The sequence below is a fragment of the Corynebacterium diphtheriae genome (assembly GCF_001457455.1).
GTDB lineage: Bacteria > Actinomycetota > Actinomycetes > Mycobacteriales > Mycobacteriaceae > Corynebacterium > Corynebacterium diphtheriae.
Genome location: NZ_LN831026.1, coordinates 1,304,039 through 1,320,543 on the forward strand (window position 1 = coordinate 1,304,039; position 16,505 = coordinate 1,320,543).

The following is a 16,505-nucleotide window of genomic DNA, read 5'->3' on the forward strand; positions in this document are numbered from 1 at the left end:
ACGATCCCTAATTAGAGACGCTCACCGACGTATTCGGTCAGAGAAACGAGCTGGTTGGAGTAACCCCACTCGTTGTCATACCAAGAAACAACCTTAACTTGGTTGCCAATAACCTTGGTTAGGCCAGCATCGAAGATCGATGCGTGAGCGTCGGTAACGATATCGGTGGAAACAATCGGATCCTCGGTGTAAGCCAAGACTCCCTTGAGCTCGCCTTCAGCTGCTTCCTTCATTGCCGCATTAATTTCTTCTGCGGAAACTTCCTTTGTGGTTTCGAAGGTCAAATCCGTTGCAGAACCAGTGATTACTGGAACACGCATTGCGAAACCGTCGAGCTTACCCTTCAGTTCTGGAAGAACCAAGGCTACTGCCTTAGCTGCACCAGTGGAAGTAGGAACAATGTTCTGAGCTGCGGCGCGTGCACGGCGAAGATCGCGGTGTGGTGCATCGTGGAGACGCTGATCACCAGTGTAAGCGTGGATGGTGGTCATCAAGCCCTTGACGATACCGAACTTCTCGTCCAATACCTTAGCCATTGGAGCCAAGCAGTTGGTCGTGCAGGAAGCGTTTGAGATGATGTTGTGCTTAGCGGGATCGTAGTCGGTGTGGTTAACACCAACAACGAAAGTTGCATCCTCGTTCTTTGCAGGTGCAGAAATGATGACCTTCTTTGCGCCAGCCTCAATATGAGCCTTCGCAGCATTAGCATCAGTAAAGAAGCCAGTCGACTCGACAACGATGTCAACGTTCAGCTCGCCCCACTTAAGGTTCTTAGGATCGCGCTCAGCGGTGACAACCATGCGATGGCCATCGACGGTGATGGATTCATCATCGTAGCTGACTTCCTTGCCCAAACGACCAAGGATGGAGTCATACTTCAATAGATGTGAAAGAGTGTGGTTATCAGTCAGGTCGTTGATTGCAACAACCTCGATGTCAGCACCGCGCTCAGTAATTGCACGGTAGAAGTTACGACCAATACGGCCAAAACCATTGATACCTACGCGAATCGTCACTTTAATATCTCCTCACATTTGAGTGATTGTTTTTGGAAGCCGAATGCGAAACATTCTTTCCGATCTTGTCCGATCGGGACTGTTTCGTTCCGGTGTCCCTTCGTTTTCAAAGTGTACCTATATCCGGTCAGACTTGCAGAAGTTTTTTGCCCGCATGTAATGACCTTCCACAACGAGAAGAACCAAATCTGGGGGTGGATAACCGAGCAAATGTTGCTTAATTTTGCTTTATGCCCGTTTATGACCGGCGATTTGTTGATAATTTACCCCGTTTTAGAGGTATAGAGTTCACATCACGAACCATGACCTACGCCCACACTTTGCCACATTAAAAAGCCGATGTGAAGGTTATCACATCGGCTTTTTAATGTTTTAGAAGTCGTCCAGAAGTTCCTCAGTTACGACTACTGATGTATCCGGAATTCCCATGTCAGAAGCCTTTTTATCTGCCATATGCAGCAATCTGCGAATTCTTCCAGCTACAGCGTCTTTGGTCATCTGGGGATCCGCTAATCGGCCTAGCTCTTCCAAGGAAGCCTGCCGATGTTGTACACGCAATTGGCCAGCTTGGGCCAAGTGGTCGGGAACATCATCACCAAGAATTGTCATAGCTCTTTCCACACGCGCTGCCGCAGCTACCGCCGCTCGCGCCGATCTACGCAGATTTGCGTCATCAAAATTAGCTAATCGGTTTCCTAAAGGTCGCGCCTCTCTTCGTGCTCGTTTTTGATCCCACACAAGTCGCGTTTTATGTGCTCCCATTCGAGATAGCAATGCCCCAACTGCTTCACCATCTCGAATGACAACTTTTTCTACCCCACGAGTCTCTTTGGGTTTAGCTGACAAACCCAACCTGCGAGCACATCCAACCAAAGCTAAAGATGCTTCTTGGCAAGGACATGCAACTTCCAAACCTGAAGTCCTACCTGGGTCAGAAAGCTGGCCTGCAGCCAAGAAAGCACCACGCCACGCAGCCTCAGCATCAGAAATTGATCCAGATATTATCTGAGGCGGTAGCCCTACTACCGCATGGCCGCTACGAGTTACTAACCCAACTCGACGAATCAAAGTTTCTGCATCCTCGGCGATGCGTACCACATGTCGTGGAGTCCGACGTGTTGCCATCGGCCCTAAATCCACCAACTTGGCAGAAATAGCAAATAACTCCTCTATTTCTTTCGCAACACGAATTGCAACGGCTTCGTTATCTAGTTCGATTTCTATTACAGTCTTTCCGAGCGCAGAATCAATAGAGCCAGCAAATCTAATGATCGAAGCAAGTTCGGCGATGCGAGACCTCTGTTTTGTAGATGACACCTTGATCAGTTCATCTTTAACTTGAGCAGAAAGAGCTCCCACGTATCCGTTCCTTCACGTTTTAGTTAATGTTTGGTGCGCAATGCGGCAAAGTCAAGGGCGAAAACTCTATATTAACGCGCCCACGTATGCGTCCTAAAGCTGTAAACGTAACGCTTCAGCTAATTTTGCAGGATCATGGCGATGAATTCGTCGGCCGCTGGGATCGGTTTCACTTAAATCATGATACGAAATCTGTGCTCCAAGCACCGCTGCAGCTCGTTCCAGATGGACTCTTTCGCCTTTGTGCGGGATTAGTCCCTCGTCCACTAAAATCACATCTGCTCTCAACGTCTGGGCATGTTGAGACAGGATATGGATATGCCGTTCAGCGGTAAATCCTGCTGTCTCTCCCGGCTCTGGACTTAAATTAAGCACTACTACCCGCAAAGCTTTAGTGGTGGCCAATGCCGTAGGAATTCCTGGAACCAAAACATGCGGGATAACGCTTGAGAACCATGAACCAGGTCCTAACGTCACCAAATCCGCGTTTTCAATAGCTTCAACCGATTCCTCAGTTGCCTCTGGCCTTTCTGGAATAAGACGGACACGCCGTACAGTACCTGGCGTTGATGCGACTGCAACTTGCCCAATGACTTCTCGCATAATCCGTGGATCATCATCTAAGCCTGATACCTCTGCCGCAATTTCTAATGGCTCAGCGCATGCTGGCAATACGCGACCTTCAGCTTTGATGACTTTTGCTACTGCATCTAGAGCGGCAATTTCGCTTCCTAAGGTATCGCACAGACCAGCAATTATAAGGTTGCCTACTGCGTGCCCAGCTAGTGCCCCATGCCCACCAAAGCGATGCTGGAGGAGCGTTTCCCATTGCAAACCTTCATCATCAAAAGGAGCGAGTGCTGCAAGGGCCATCCGTAGATCGCCAGGAGGAATCTGTCCTAACTCACGACGGATTCGCCCTGATGAACCACCGTCATCGGCCACAGTTACGATTGCGTCGATACTTGCAGGATTAAGCTGCCGAACGGCACGGAGGGTTTGAAATAGGCCGTGACCTCCCCCCATACTCGCGATTTTAAGTTGCGAGGTGTCTAGTTTATTCACTGTGAGACTCAATCCTCACTAATTTCTGGCGATATCTCGGTGATTAACGCTGACATCAAGGTCCGGAACCTCTCTCAAACGACGCGCTAATTCTTCAGCTATAGCTACTGATCGATGATGTCCACCAGTGCACCCAACGGAAACAGTAATAAAGTTCTTACCTTCATGTTTAAAACCGGGGCGCATGTCCCGTAGCATTCGCGTGAAATTGTCGAGGAATTTCTGCGCGCCTTCGTCTGCCAATACGTAATCAGACACAGGCTTGTCCGTACCTCTAAACGGACGCAGTTCAGGTACCCAGAACGGATTCGGTAAGAACCTAACGTCGATAAGCAAATCTGTGTCACGTGGAGAACCGTGTTTAAAGCCAAAGGATTGCACCGTAACATGCTGTAACTTATTAGCGATTCCGTTGAAGTTGAGTTCGATGCTACGTCGAAGATCATGAATTGATAGATCTGAAGTGTCGATGACAACATCGGCAGACTCTTTAATTTGATTCATAATTTCGCGTTCACGTTCGATTCCCACGAGCAAAGTGCCGCTTCCCTGAAGAGGGTGAGTTCGTCGCAAATTATCAAATCTCTTGATCAAGACGTCATTTCGCGCATCCATGAATACGACCAATGGTTTTAAACCGAGTCCGGAAAGCTCCGAAATTACTTCTTCCAAGCTACCGCTGAATTCCTTCGACCGAACATCTGAAACGATGGCGATTTTATCGACTGGTGAATGCGGATCGGCGCACAACTCAACGAGTTGGACCACAAATTGCGATGGGATGTTTTGAGTCACATACCAGCCCATATCTTCAAGCACGCGGGCTGCCGAACTCAATCCTGCGCCAGACAGACCTGTAATTACTACTGGTGGGATTTCAGTTCTAGGCTCGACATCAGTTCTCATGTTGAGGTTCATACCGCCTATTGTACTGAGGAGTCATCTGAGTCTGGGTGCAATGCGACATAAATACTATGTGCAAGAGCAGGACCAATTCCGTTTACCATCATAATCTCTGATTCCGATGCCTTTTTTAGTTCTTTGACCGAACCAAAATGCGCTACTAAAACTTTTCGACGTGCAGGGCCTAGGCCTTTGATATCGTCAAGAATAGACCGTCGCATCCGTTGCGATCGCTGTTGTCGGTGAAATGTAATAGCGAATCGATGTGCTTCATCACGCAGCTGCTGAATAAGGTACAACCCTTGAGAATTTCGTGGAAGAATCAATGGGTCTTCTTCGCCAGGTAACCATATTTCCTCTAAGCGTTTAGCAATTCCGATTAGCGCTACATCCGTAATCCCCAATTCATCGAGCACATCTTGTGCTGCAGCTACTTGGGGCGCTCCACCGTCGACTATGAACAATTGAGGTGAATAAGCAAACCTCTGTTTCGCTGCCACAGTGTTTTCTCCCGCCAACGATTCATCTTCAAATCGCGAGCCGTCAAACTCATCCTCTTGAGGAACCATGCGGCGATCGTTTTTGTATCGTGCGAACCTTCGACGTACGACTTCTGCAATAGACCCAACATCGTTGGACTTACCCTCGCCTGCCGCCTCTTTGATTTTGTAACGACGGTAGTCCGAGTTTTTCGGCAGTCCATCTTCAAAAACCACAAGTGAGGCCACTACGTCTGTGCCTTGAATATGAGAAATATCTGTACATTCAATGCGCAGAGGCGGTTCGTCTAGGCCAAGAGCCTCATGAATCTCTTGTAGGGCAGCGGATCGTGTAGTTAAATCCGATCCTCGCTTAATTTTATGCTGTCGCAAAGCTTCTTGAGCATTGGCAAAAACTGTATCTGCCAACGCTCGTTTATCGCCACGCTGAGGTACGCGCACATCCACATTCGAATGACGCAAACTACGCAAAACTGCGGTAGTTTGCTCAACATTTGCAGGAGCTTTATGTACTAACACCTCTTTAGGAACCACCGAGGTGTTAGTACGACGATTGGCAAGATCACTTTCATGGGACTGCTTATCGACGCCTCGCCGAGCAACTGTTAGTTCTTTATCGGATACTTGATCCTCATGTGCCACTTCATCGGAATAGAACCGAATAAGGAACGATTGTAATAGCTCTTCCAATTCACTTTCAGAATTGTCGGTACGCTCAACAATCCACCCGCGTTGACCTCGAATCTTGCCACTTCTCACGTGGAATAATTGAATTGAAGCTTCAAGATCATCAGCAGCAACTGCAATAACATCTGCGTCGGTACCATCCCCAAGGACTACTGCTTGTTGTTCCGTAATTTTACGAACAGCATTCAGATCGTCACGTTTACGAGCTGCTTTTTCAAAGTCTAGAGCCTCTGAGGCCGAGATCATCTCGTTAGTTAAGCGCCGCACGACCGAATCGGTGTTACCCGCCATGAATGAGCAGAATCCATCTACTATTATTCGATGTTCAGATTCGCTCACTCGACCAATACACGGAGCTGAACACTTGTCGATATACCCCAGCAAACATGGCCTTCCTAATGATTCATGCCTATTAAATACGGCTTTGGTACAAGTTCGAATGGGGAAAACTCGTGTCAGCAAATCCAAAGTTTCTCGAACAGCCCATGCATGGGAATATGGGCCGTAATATCGCACTCCTTTTCGCTGCGGACCGCGATAAAAATAAGCACGGGGAAACCTCTCACCTACTGAAACTGCGAGTACTGGGTACGTTTTATCATCGCGATATTTAACGTTGAAATGCGGATCGAATTTTTTAATCCAAGTATATTCCAGCTGAAGCGCTTCTACTTCAGAGGCAACGACTGTCCATTCTACTGAGGTAGCTGTGGTTACCATCTGCCGCGTGCGCGGATGCAAAACACTGAGATCTTGGAAATAATTGGACAACCGCGATCGTAGGTTGATTGCTTTACCTACATAAATGACCCTGCCTTCGGGATCACGAAACTTATAGACCCCCGGTTCCGTTGGAATGGTGCCGGGGGCTGGGCGATATGTAGATGGGTCAGACACTGCTGTGGCTTAATCCTCTGGCATAAATTGAGACTCAAGAATACGAAAATCTTCAATGGCTGAGATTGATCGTGCACTATCACCAGCTTGAATGGCCCACAACGGGACATATTCAAATTCTGGCAGCTCAAGGCGAGCAAATTTGCTTCCTTGTGGGAAGTTCAAACCGTATATAACGGACCAAGGGTAGAACCGAGTACCCACAAAATTTCGAACTTCTACCCCATCTTCATTAGCTCGAACACGTGGCCGCGCAAAAGCAAGATAAAATGCTGACGCAAATACAAGACCAACTAAGAAATAACCCCACTGATCAATAAGCGTCACTGTAGTACCAGTGTCACCGATTGCTACGACAACCGCCAAGAAAATGTGAATCGCTAAAATAAAAATGGCACCACTCCATGCCCATCGCCGCAGATAAGCAGAATTAATTTCTAAGTCCCACGGCTTACCCGTCGTAAGTGGAGCGTCTAAAGCAACATATTGCTGGATTTCCTGATCGCTAAGCCTAATGGCACGTTGAGTAGATGGATTATCACCATTGCTGTTGCTAGAAGATGCAGTCACAATTTTTACCCTAATTCACTGAAATTATTCTCAATACGGAAGCACTTATCATGCGTTTGCCTTCACACGACTCTAGTACTTAAGGCGCCACAGCTTCAATCGTAAGGATCTCAGCTTACGTGACTGCGACGTTGTACTTTACGGCAAATCCCTTAGAACAAGCGCAGTATGCATAGCCGCAATGGTTGCCTCTGCTCCTTTATTCTCAGTGGAACCATCAAAACCAGCGCGGTCAATCGCCTGTTCTTCATTCAAAGTAGTAAGCACTCCGTTACCGACTGGTACTCCACTATCTAAAGCAATTCGGGTAAGCCCTTCAGTTACCGAGTCGCAAACGTAGTCAAAATGAGGAGTGCCACCTTTAATCACACAACCATTAGCAACCACCGCATCACAGGTCTGAGCGAGTTTTTGCACTACAATCGGTAGCTCCAGCGCACCGATCACTCGTGTTTCGATGACTTTTGCACCGCAGTCCTTTGCCGTGCGAATCGCTTCAGCATGGAGCTGATTACAGATCTTTTCATTCCACGTTGCGGAGACTATTCCGACAACAAGACCTGCTCCTGCTACCGAAGATACATTGGGCAGTCCCTCTTTGCTCACTTAGCTTTGCTCCTTGTTGTATTCGGCAATCCATGGCAGATCATGGTTCATTCGATCCCGTTTTGTGGTCAAATAACGAATATTATCTTCGTGCACTTCCACTTTGACAGGCTCTCGTCCAGTTACTTTGACCCCATAGCGTTCCAGTTCAAGGGATTTTTCTGGATTATTCGTCAGCAAACATACTGACTGCACGCCAAGATCTCGTAGAATGTGTGCAGCAACAGAGTAATTACGGGCGTCAACTGGTAGGCCTAATGCCTTATTTGCGTCAACCGTATCGGCCCCTTCATCTTGCAGATGATACGCCTGAAGCTTATGAAGTAATCCGATTCCACGTCCTTCATGTCCACGCAAGTACACCACGACTCCGCGCCCTCGCTCGGAAATAGCACGAAGGGACGCTTGTAATTGCGGCCCACAGTCACACCGACGAGAACCCAAAACATCTCCGGTCAAGCATTCAGAATGGACTCTAAGGAGAACATCCTTGCCCTCATCAGAAGAAATATCCCCAGCAACTAGCGCAATATGTTCTACACCGTCAACGATTCCACGATAGCCGACCGCGGTAAACCGTCCGAACTCAGTTGGCAGTTGTGTTGACACGGCTCGTTCAACAAGTAATTCGTACCTACGTCGCCACTCAATAAGCTGTTCAATCGAAATAAGTGCAAGATCATGTCGATCCGCAAATCGTCGTAGTTCAGGTGCTCGTGCCATGTCTGTGGGATCATCTTCGCTGACGACTTCACACAGGACGCCTGCTGGATTCAAGCCAGCCATTCGAGCTAGATCGACAGCCGCTTCAGTATGCCCTGCCCGTTCAAGCACACCTCCTGCTTTCGCACGCAGTGGAACCACATGGCCAGGACGCGTGAAATCTTGAGGTCCGAATTGACTGTCGGCAAGTTTCCTCAACGTATCTGCACGACTTGTTGCAGAAATACCAGTTGTTCCTGTATTCGCATCTACCGTGACGGCATATGCGGTACCCCGCGCATCCTCGTTATGGGATGTCATTGGCGGAAGCTGAAGTCGATCGCACTCTTCTGACGTCAAAGAGGCACATATATAACCCGAAGAATATCGAACCATAAAGGCTACTAACTCTGGCGTTGCTTTATCAGCCGCAAAAATTAAATCGCCTTCGTTTTCACGATCTTCTGAGTCGACTACGACCACAGGCTTTCCATTCGCAATATCCGCGATGGCCCTTTCGATGCTATCCAAAGTCACCCTTGGATGATCGTTATTCTGCTGATCTATCGGGTAAGCCTCGTTGTTACGAGGCGTACCGCTTCGGGTTATATCCACCCGCACTACCTTACTCGTTTCTCGCTATTTGTGATGTTATTTATGTCCTGCAAGCATTCGTTCAACATATTTTCCAACGATGTCTACTTCTAAATTCACAACCTCACGTAGTTTTAGCTCACCGAGCGTAGTGTGCTCCAAAGTGGTGGGAATTAACGAAACTTCAAACCAATGATTTTCTGCAAGAGGTTCGCTTATCGACGACACCGTCAATGAAGTTCCGTCAACAGCAATCGAACCTTTTTCAACCACATACTGCGAAATATCTGCTGGAAGACTAAATCGCAATACATCCCAATGTTCCGAATGATCCCGAGACAACAGCACACCAGTGCCATCAACATGACCTTGCACGATATGCCCTCCCATGCGAGCATCCGCACGCATGGCGCGTTCCAGATTTACGTTGCTGCCAGTTCGGAGTTGACCCAGACTAGAATGATCGAGAGACTCCCTCATTACATCAGCTGTGAAGCCAGTAGCGTCACAAATAACAACGGTCAAGCACACACCGTTGACTGAAATTGAATCGCCTTGCTTCACATCAACCATAAGTGCCGGTGCTGAAATACTGAGAACGAGTGAGTCTCCTTGCTCTTCCATTCCAGTAATCGTTCCGATTTCTTCTATTAACCCAGTAAACATTTTGCTAATCCTTTTATTTTTTCGATGAGATTTCGTCACAACCACTCGGTGTTCAGATCAAATATTAATTACTTGAAGAATATCGTCCCCGAGCATCGAAATGGATTGAGGACTTCCTCTTAATGAACTTGCAATCGTAGTATTAGCACTTTCCGCAGATTTCTTCTCCTCCTCTTGTAGAAGGGAAACTCCTCGAGTTAAAAGCATGGGCGCACTATACGAATGTAACTGGTCGAGATTACCGCTCGTTAAAAATCCATGTAATAAATGTGGACCGCCTTCAACCAGCACATAACGCACCCCTCGGTCCCAAAGTTGTACCAATGCTTCTTCGATCGTTGAAAACTGCACAAATCCCGATCGTGCTAACTGCGTACCCTCAGAAATTTTACTCGTTCCGATGACCACTTTGAGTGGTTGATGCGGCAATAAGGTGCCATCGTCTTTTCGAGCTGTCAAAGCTGGATTATCAGCTTTGACAGTGCCAGTTCCAACAATGATCGCATCAAAATGCCGTCGTTGCCGATTGGCGTAATCACGCGATGCACTGCCAGTTATCCATTTGGAGCTGTGGTCTTCAGCAGCAACAAAGCCATCCAGAGTGTGGGCAGTTTTCCCTACAACATACGGCCAACCACGATCTTTAGATGCTTGCCAAGGAATAAGAGCAGCAACACTGAGGTCTAAAAAGGTCACCTTTAATCCTTGGCGCCGAAGATATTCCGCCCCGCCTTTCTCTAGCGAACCGGTATCTTGCATGAGATAAACTACGTGCTCAATACCGGATTCAGAAATAGCATGACTGCAGGGACCAGTTCTTCCCCAGTGATTACATGGCTCTAAAGTGACCACTAATGTGCCACCTTTTGTATTCTCCCCTGCCTGCCTCAATGCCATTATTTCAGCGTGAGAGCCCCCAGGTGGTTGGGTATGCCCCCTTCCCACAATCGAGCCATTGCTAGACAGCACCACTGCCCCAACCGGAGGATTAGGGTGTGTAGTTCCCCAAGCCTTTTCTCCTTCTTGAACTGCTGCAATGACCGCAGGATAAATAAAGTTCATTTCAGTGCCAATAACCGTAGTTTCCGCATAAATGGTGTTTAACGGCAACTCAGCACTAAGCGGCACCCCACAATTCACCTGCATGTCTTTCTGTCTAGGCACGACTGCGCGCACGTTCGCGTAATGCGTCAATGGCAGCATTACGGTCATCACTACCAAAGACAGCAGAACCGGCAACAAAGGCATCACACCCTGCTTCTGCAGCTTGGCGGATTGTGGACTCTGAAATACCACCGTCAATTTCGATAGTCACGTCTAGATTGCGTTCATCAATAATTCGACGAAGTTGACGGACCTTCTCTAATTGCTCCGGCATAAATTTTTGTCCGCCGAAACCAGGTTCGACACTCATGATCAAAACTTCGTCAAACTCTTCTAGCATATCGAGATAAGGATCAATCGGAGTACTTGGTTTTAACGAAAACCCTGCTCTTGCACCCTGTTGTCTAATATGTCGTGCAAGATCTACTGGGTTGTCTGTTGCTTCCACATGAAATATGACAGTAAACGCACCAGCTTTAATGTACGAATCCACCCAATTTTCTGGATTTTCGATCATTAGATGAACGTCAAGTGGTTGTGAGGTGCTCAACCGTGCAGCACAAGTGATATCTGCCCCAAAAGAAAGATTTGGCACAAAATGACCGTCCATCACATCGACATGAATCCAGTCGGCATGGTTAACCGACTGGATTTCTTCTTCAAGCTTACGAAAATCTGCAGCTAAAATTGATGGTGCAATAATCGGACACTGTCGAGTCTGAGTCATAGCCTCAGTCTAGCGTGGAAACCATAAGCTCGACGCGACGCTACCCCATCTCGTTATTTTTTACGCAGCACTGCGAAAAACATCGCATCTGTGCCATGTCGATGTGGCCACATGTGTACCGACTTGTATTCACCAGTGTTTTCCATACTGGGAACGAGCTCCGCAGCGTTAAGCTCTTCAACTTCGTGAGAACGAAGTATTCGATCCACAATCTGTCGTGTTTCCCTTAAATCTGGGGAACACGTTGAGTAGACAACGATTCCACCAGTTCGTACAAGCCGTAAAGCCGATTCGAGCAACTGCGATTGCAGCTTTGTCAGTTCCTCAATGTCAGTTTCTTGTTTTCGCCACCGCGCTTCAGGGCGGCGTCGTAATGCTCCAAGTCCAGAACATGGTGCATCAACTAATACTCGGTCATATCCTGGCGCCAATCCTGGGGAGCGTCCGTCACCTACTGTAACTTTGACGGGCAAACCGCGAACAATGTTTTCGATCAACTTCGCACGGTGCTTGCTCACTTCGACAGCATCCACTGTCGCACCGTCAATACGTGCAATTGCGCCAAGTAATGCTGCTTTCCCGCCGGGACCAGCACACAGATCAAGCCATTTTCCTTGATCTTCTCCATGTATTGGAGCCTCGGTCACTGCTCTCGCAATTAGTTGACTGCCTTCATCTTGGACCGCAGCCAAACCTTCACGAACTGGTTCCAGCGCTCCTGGATCACCAGATTCTAGGTAAACAGCATAGGGAGAATACTTACCTTCATCGCCTCCAACAATAAGCGCAAGTTCTTCTGCACTCATCTCCCCTGGGCGTGCTACCAAGTGCACCTTTGGACGCTCAGAATCTGCTGATAATGCAGCCTCCAGCTCGTTCATTCCAACTATCTGGGAAAAACTTCGAGCAATCCAAGCGGGGTGTGCATGCTGAAAGGCAATTGACTCAACCTCACCCGATGGAGTTAATTTTTCGATCCACGATTGAGGAGAAGTTCTTGAAATTGTACGGAGAACACCGTTGACAAATCCTTTTGCACGATCTTGACCGATTGCTTCCATGATTCGAACGGTTGTATCTACAGCTGCATGAGCACCTACCCGTGTGTATAAAAGCTGATAGGCGCCTAGGCGCAGCGCTGCCCGCACTTCCGGTTTTAAAGCTTCAAGTTCCCGTGAAGAACATTCTGCGATCACGGTATCGAGAACACCTTGTGTTCTTAAAGTGCCGTAGGTTAACTCCGTAGCAAATGCCGCATCGCGACCAGAAAGCTTCGACTGTTTGAGAACTTTAGGAAGGGTGAGATTCGCATATGCTGCATCTATTTCAACTCGTTGAATTACCCAAAAAGCAACTGACCGCGGTAGGTCAATTCCTCTAAGCGGCTTCCATCGCGGATCTGATTGCGATGATCTCTTTGGTTGGCGAGACCTATTTGTAGATTGCTTCTTTTCACTACGTACGGGAAGATGGTCGCCTGAGCGCGAACGGGAACGAAAACCACCACTCATGACAGCACCAAGCCTTCTGTGTTTTGCAATCCGCGAGCCCAATCAGATGCCTTCATTCTTTTCTTCCCTTGCGGCTGAATTTGGTCAAGCTCAATATTAAGATCGCCGGTTCCTACTAACACACGGTTTTTTTCAATTCTCATGTGTCCTGGTTGTAAATCTGATTCTTCTGCCACGCTTACAGGGCCAATTTTAAAGCGCTGGTCACCTAGTAAACTCCAAGCCCCTGGACCTGGTGTAACAGCACGAATATGCTTGTCGACGGCTTCGGCTGGATGTGTCCACTGAATTCGTGCGTCCTCTGTTGTTATCTTAGGTGCATACGTCGCAGTGCCAATTTGCTCACTGTATGTAGCAATTCCCTGCGCCAAATTATCCATAGTGTTAACCAGAAGATCTGCACCTGAGTACGCCAGCCGAGTGAGTAAATCGTCAGCGGTATCAGTTGATTGAATCGGCTCGTGAATTACTCCGAGAATTTGACCGGTATCGAGTCCTTTATCAATTCTAAAAGTAGTAGCACCCGTCGACGTGTCTCCAGCGGCAATAGCAGCCTGAACTGGGGCTGCGCCACGCCAACGTGGCAAGAGCGAGAAATGCAGATTGATCCATCCATGCGGAACAGCTTGTAAAAGATCCTCTGTAATGAGGTTTCCGTATGCAACTACTGGAACACAGTCTGGTGCTAGCTCGGTGAGACGGGCTCGAAAAGCGTCGCCATCAGGAGTATTTGGCTTGATCGTAGCCGGAGTTAGCACTTCGATGCCGTGTTGTTGCGCAAGCTCCGACACAGGTGAAGGGTGCAGAGTCCTTCCACGTCCACGACGTGCATCAGGACGGGTTAACACCGCTACGACCTCATGTTCGCTTTCGAGCAATCGGGATAAAGCTACAACTGCAGGCTCAGGTGTTCCAGCAAAAATTAGACGCATACTTTCCTCATTAAGTCTTCGAGTCGGACTCTATAGCTATTGATTAAACCACTCAGACTTCCTGATCTGAGCCATTGCGTCTTTCCGGTGGACTTTATCAAGCTTTCTCAAGAATAAAACACCATCTAGATGATCTGTTTCATGTTGAATACACCGTGCCATCAAGCCAGAAGCAACCAGTGAAATCGGGTTTCCATCAATATCACGGCCACTAACGCTTACTGTCATCCAACGCTCAGTTTCTTGCTGAACATCTGGAATGGACAAGCAACCTTCTGGACCAATTTGAATATCTTCCCCAATGGGCTCCCAAACCGGGTTGATGATATGCCCGCGAAGTCCATCCTCAATGTGCGAACAGTCATACACAAAGACTCGTTTAGTTACTCCGACTTGGTTAGCTGCCAAGCCAACTCCGCCAGCCGCATCCATGGTTTCCAACATGTCATTAACCAAATTTCGAATACTGGAGTCGAAGACTTCCACGTCCGACGACTTCGTAGTCAAAACGGGATCACCAAACAATCGAATATCGCGGATTGCCACTTTGTTTCCTTTAGTCTCTTCTTATTCTGCCAAGTACAAATCAAATAGAGTCCACATATATAGGCTCACGCCAAAACATCTACCCTACATGGATAGGATCGATTTTCACGCGGAGAGGTAATTCTTTACGTTTAGCAGATCGTTGCACAATCCCAGATCGTAAAACTTCCCCTAGTTCATTACGGTCTTTCAATGGAATACGAATCAACACGCGTTGTGGCGGACCATAGGTATTTTCATCGTATTCGCCCGGAAGTTTGTTTCCTGCAGGAAGGCTCACCGGCCCCAAAATTTCTGCATGGTCAGGAAGTTGAATCATATCCAAAAATTCATCTATAGCATCTCGAGCACCATCGATAGCCGCCATGTGAGCAGCAGGCGGAAAATGTACTTCTTGTCTTAGTTCAAGCTCACGCGATGCAGCCCAAATGGGATCCCATCGAATTAATGCTTGAACTTCGAAAAGTCCTGCATCTGCTACAACAACGACTTCTCCGCCCACCACACAGGGCTCAACTAAAGTGCATACAGAAAACCATTTTGCCAGTGTGTCTTCGGAAGCTCTCAAATCTTGACGGCTCAGTAAAGCCCAAGTATCAAGCAACACTGCAGCTCCATAACGTCCATCGTCCGCTATTTCTGGTTCAGCTCCAGGGGTAGCTACCACCACTATTGGCGCATCTGGGATCGTATCGTGCACTCGGTTTCCACCAGAAACAACTACTCGAGTTTGAGGAAATGCTCGACCGATTTCTTCAGCAGTCCGTTCGGCACCCAATACAATTGCCCTAAGATTCGAGGATCCACAATGGGTACAACGAAAATGACTATCAGGCCGACCACACCATCGACATTGAGGTGTTTGTGGTGCACCAGATTCTGGAAATGGCAATTCCAAGGGACCATTGCAATATCTACAACGCGCGGCAGAACGGCACTGTTGACAAGCTAGTACAGGAATATACCCTTTCCTAGGGACGTGAATAAGCACCGGTCGATTTCGCTTCAATGCATCTCTTAATGAAGAAAAAGCTGCTGAAGGAATCCGCGCAGCCCTCGCAAGTGGATCACGTTCCAACGCTGTGTTCGTATCTGCAACAGCATGAATGCGCGGCATCATTTTTCGCACTCGTTCGCGATCGACTACTAGATTATGAGCCCAACCTGATTGGACCAAAAGTTGCGCCTCGGTACTACGCGAATGCCCTGCGAGAATAAGCGAACAATGCTCTTGTGTAGACCGTGTACTCAGGACTTCACGCGCATGAATGTAAGGGCTACGTGGATCAACTAGATTTTCATCTCCATCGTCTTTAATAACTGCTAATTGTAGGTTGACAACAGGAGCAAATGCGGCACTCCGAGTGCCAACAACGATTCGGCCTTGTCCATGCAAAATACTTAAAAACCGCCGATAGCGAGCCTGCGGTCCTTGAGCGGATGTCATCACCGTTATTTGTCGAGCAGATACCAAACCACGAAATGCAGCTTCTAATGTTTCTACATCCCGTTGATCAGGAACAACGATGAGTACTCCACCACCCGCAATCGCAACTTTAGTACCCAACGCTGCAATCGCAGCTGCCCAGTTTTCCCCCGGTGCAATTTGCCAAGCAGCACGAGCGGTTTGACACGCAATTACAGCGTCCACGAATGATTTCCCATGAACGTATTTTGCCCACATAGACAAATCAGGTTCATCGACATCACCTAGATCGTCCCAACTAGTGGAAAAATCCCCTTCTTCTACTTTTGCATGTCTCGAAGGGATTGCCGAACGGATCACATCTGAAGTGATCCCCGCATATCGAGTGGACAAAGATTCGATGAGTCGTCGCAACGCTGGAGTATAGACGGGAACGGACGACTGTACTTTATCTAGCCAAGCAAGTCTCCCCTCATGTTCCTGACCTGATGTTCGTTCCAAAATAATTCCGTCAACCAGCCTGCCACCGAATCGTACTCGAACTTTGACACCTGGCTGAGCATCATCCGACATCGTCGAATCCACTAGATATTCGAAAACGCGATCCAGATGAGCAACGCCTAGTAATGGCAACACCCGCGCAACTGGAAGACTTGAAGCAGCTACGCGGGTTTTAGACATGGCAACGATTCTA

Annotated in this window: 15 protein-coding genes; all 15 read right to left on the reverse strand. The window is 48.0% G+C overall.

Annotation, left to right across the window (positions count from 1 at the left end; all coding sequences use genetic code 11):
* Positions 1-11: 11 nt before the first annotated feature.
* Positions 12-1,016, reverse strand: a complete 1,005-nt coding sequence (gene gap / locus AT687_RS06335; RefSeq protein ID WP_003851602.1) for a type I glyceraldehyde-3-phosphate dehydrogenase — start codon at positions 1,014-1,016, stop codon at positions 12-14.
* 372 nt (positions 1,017-1,388) lie between these two features.
* Positions 1,389-2,375 carry a DNA-binding protein WhiA gene (gene whiA / locus AT687_RS06340; protein ID WP_003851603.1) on the reverse strand — a complete coding sequence of 329 codons (987 nt, stop codon included), beginning with the start codon at positions 2,373-2,375 and terminating at the stop codon, positions 1,389-1,391.
* A gap of 93 nt (positions 2,376-2,468) precedes the next feature.
* Positions 2,469-3,440 (reverse strand): gluconeogenesis factor YvcK family protein, encoded by a 972-nt coding sequence (locus AT687_RS06345; RefSeq protein ID WP_003851606.1) that lies wholly within the window; start codon positions 3,438-3,440, stop codon positions 2,469-2,471.
* An 18-nt stretch (positions 3,441-3,458) separates the two neighbouring features.
* Positions 3,459-4,358, reverse strand: coding sequence for an RNase adapter RapZ (rapZ, locus tag AT687_RS06350; protein ID WP_010934974.1), 900 nt, complete (start codon positions 4,356-4,358; stop codon positions 3,459-3,461).
* Positions 4,359-4,363: 5 nt separating this feature from the next.
* Positions 4,364-6,427 (reverse strand): excinuclease ABC subunit UvrC, encoded by a 2,064-nt coding sequence (gene uvrC, locus AT687_RS06355; RefSeq protein WP_014319117.1) that lies wholly within the window; start codon positions 6,425-6,427, stop codon positions 4,364-4,366.
* A gap of 9 nt (positions 6,428-6,436) precedes the next feature.
* On the reverse strand, positions 6,437-6,997 hold the full coding sequence (locus tag AT687_RS06360; RefSeq protein WP_014316767.1) for a PH domain-containing protein: 561 nt from the start codon (positions 6,995-6,997) through the stop codon (positions 6,437-6,439).
* A 138-nt stretch (positions 6,998-7,135) separates the two neighbouring features.
* Positions 7,136-7,603: a 6,7-dimethyl-8-ribityllumazine synthase gene (gene ribH / locus AT687_RS06365; protein WP_003851610.1), complete on the reverse strand. Its 468-nt coding sequence runs from the start codon at positions 7,601-7,603 to the stop codon at positions 7,136-7,138.
* Complete coding sequence (locus AT687_RS06370; protein ID WP_042382229.1) at positions 7,604-8,872, reverse strand: bifunctional 3,4-dihydroxy-2-butanone-4-phosphate synthase/GTP cyclohydrolase II; 1,269 nt, start codon at positions 8,870-8,872, stop codon at positions 7,604-7,606. It lies immediately after the preceding gene.
* Between the two features lie 84 nt (positions 8,873-8,956).
* Positions 8,957-9,565 (reverse strand): riboflavin synthase, encoded by a 609-nt coding sequence (locus AT687_RS06375; RefSeq protein ID WP_014319118.1) that lies wholly within the window; start codon positions 9,563-9,565, stop codon positions 8,957-8,959.
* 57 nt (positions 9,566-9,622) lie between these two features.
* Entirely contained in the window at positions 9,623-10,627 is a 1,005-nt protein-coding gene (ribD, locus tag AT687_RS06380; protein WP_014316768.1) for a bifunctional diaminohydroxyphosphoribosylaminopyrimidine deaminase/5-amino-6-(5-phosphoribosylamino)uracil reductase RibD, read from the reverse strand.
* Between the two features lie 94 nt (positions 10,628-10,721).
* Positions 10,722-11,396 (reverse strand): ribulose-phosphate 3-epimerase, encoded by a 675-nt coding sequence (gene rpe / locus AT687_RS06385; RefSeq protein WP_014303450.1) that lies wholly within the window; start codon positions 11,394-11,396, stop codon positions 10,722-10,724.
* A gap of 53 nt (positions 11,397-11,449) precedes the next feature.
* Positions 11,450-12,907 carry an RsmB/NOP family class I SAM-dependent RNA methyltransferase gene (locus tag AT687_RS06390; RefSeq protein WP_010934980.1) on the reverse strand — a complete coding sequence of 486 codons (1,458 nt, stop codon included), beginning with the start codon at positions 12,905-12,907 and terminating at the stop codon, positions 11,450-11,452.
* Entirely contained in the window at positions 12,904-13,839 is a 936-nt protein-coding gene (gene fmt / locus AT687_RS06395) for a methionyl-tRNA formyltransferase (protein WP_003851621.1), read from the reverse strand. Before fmt ends, AT687_RS06390 begins: the two co-directional genes overlap by 4 nt.
* A 36-nt stretch (positions 13,840-13,875) precedes the next feature.
* Positions 13,876-14,385: a peptide deformylase gene (gene def, locus AT687_RS06400; protein ID WP_014301951.1), complete on the reverse strand. Its 510-nt coding sequence runs from the start codon at positions 14,383-14,385 to the stop codon at positions 13,876-13,878.
* 79 nt (positions 14,386-14,464) lie between these two features.
* A complete protein-coding gene (locus AT687_RS06405) occupies positions 14,465-16,492 on the reverse strand; it encodes a primosomal protein N' (protein ID WP_010934983.1) in 2,028 nt (675 codons plus the stop codon).
* Positions 16,493-16,505 lie beyond the last annotated feature (13 nt).

Coding starts and splice junctions, on each gene's coding strand:
- rapZ (WP_010934974.1), bottom strand. CDS start 4,358: ATGAACCTCAACATGAGAACTGATGTCGAGCCTAGAACTGAAATCCCA.
- AT687_RS06375 (WP_014319118.1), bottom strand. CDS start 9,565: ATGTTTACTGGGTTAATAGAAGAAATCGGAACGATTACTGGAATGGAA.
- ribD (WP_014316768.1), bottom strand. CDS start 10,627: ATGAACTTTATTTATCCTGCGGTCATTGCAGCAGTTCAAGAAGGAGAA.
- rpe (WP_014303450.1), bottom strand. CDS start 11,396: ATGACTCAGACTCGACAGTGTCCGATTATTGCACCATCAATTTTAGCT.
- AT687_RS06390 (WP_010934980.1), bottom strand. CDS start 12,907: ATGAGTGGTGGTTTTCGTTCCCGTTCGCGCTCAGGCGACCATCTTCCC.
- fmt (WP_003851621.1), bottom strand. CDS start 13,839: ATGCGTCTAATTTTTGCTGGAACACCTGAGCCTGCAGTTGTAGCTTTA.
- AT687_RS06405 (WP_010934983.1), bottom strand. CDS start 16,492: ATGTCTAAAACCCGCGTAGCTGCTTCAAGTCTTCCAGTTGCGCGGGTG.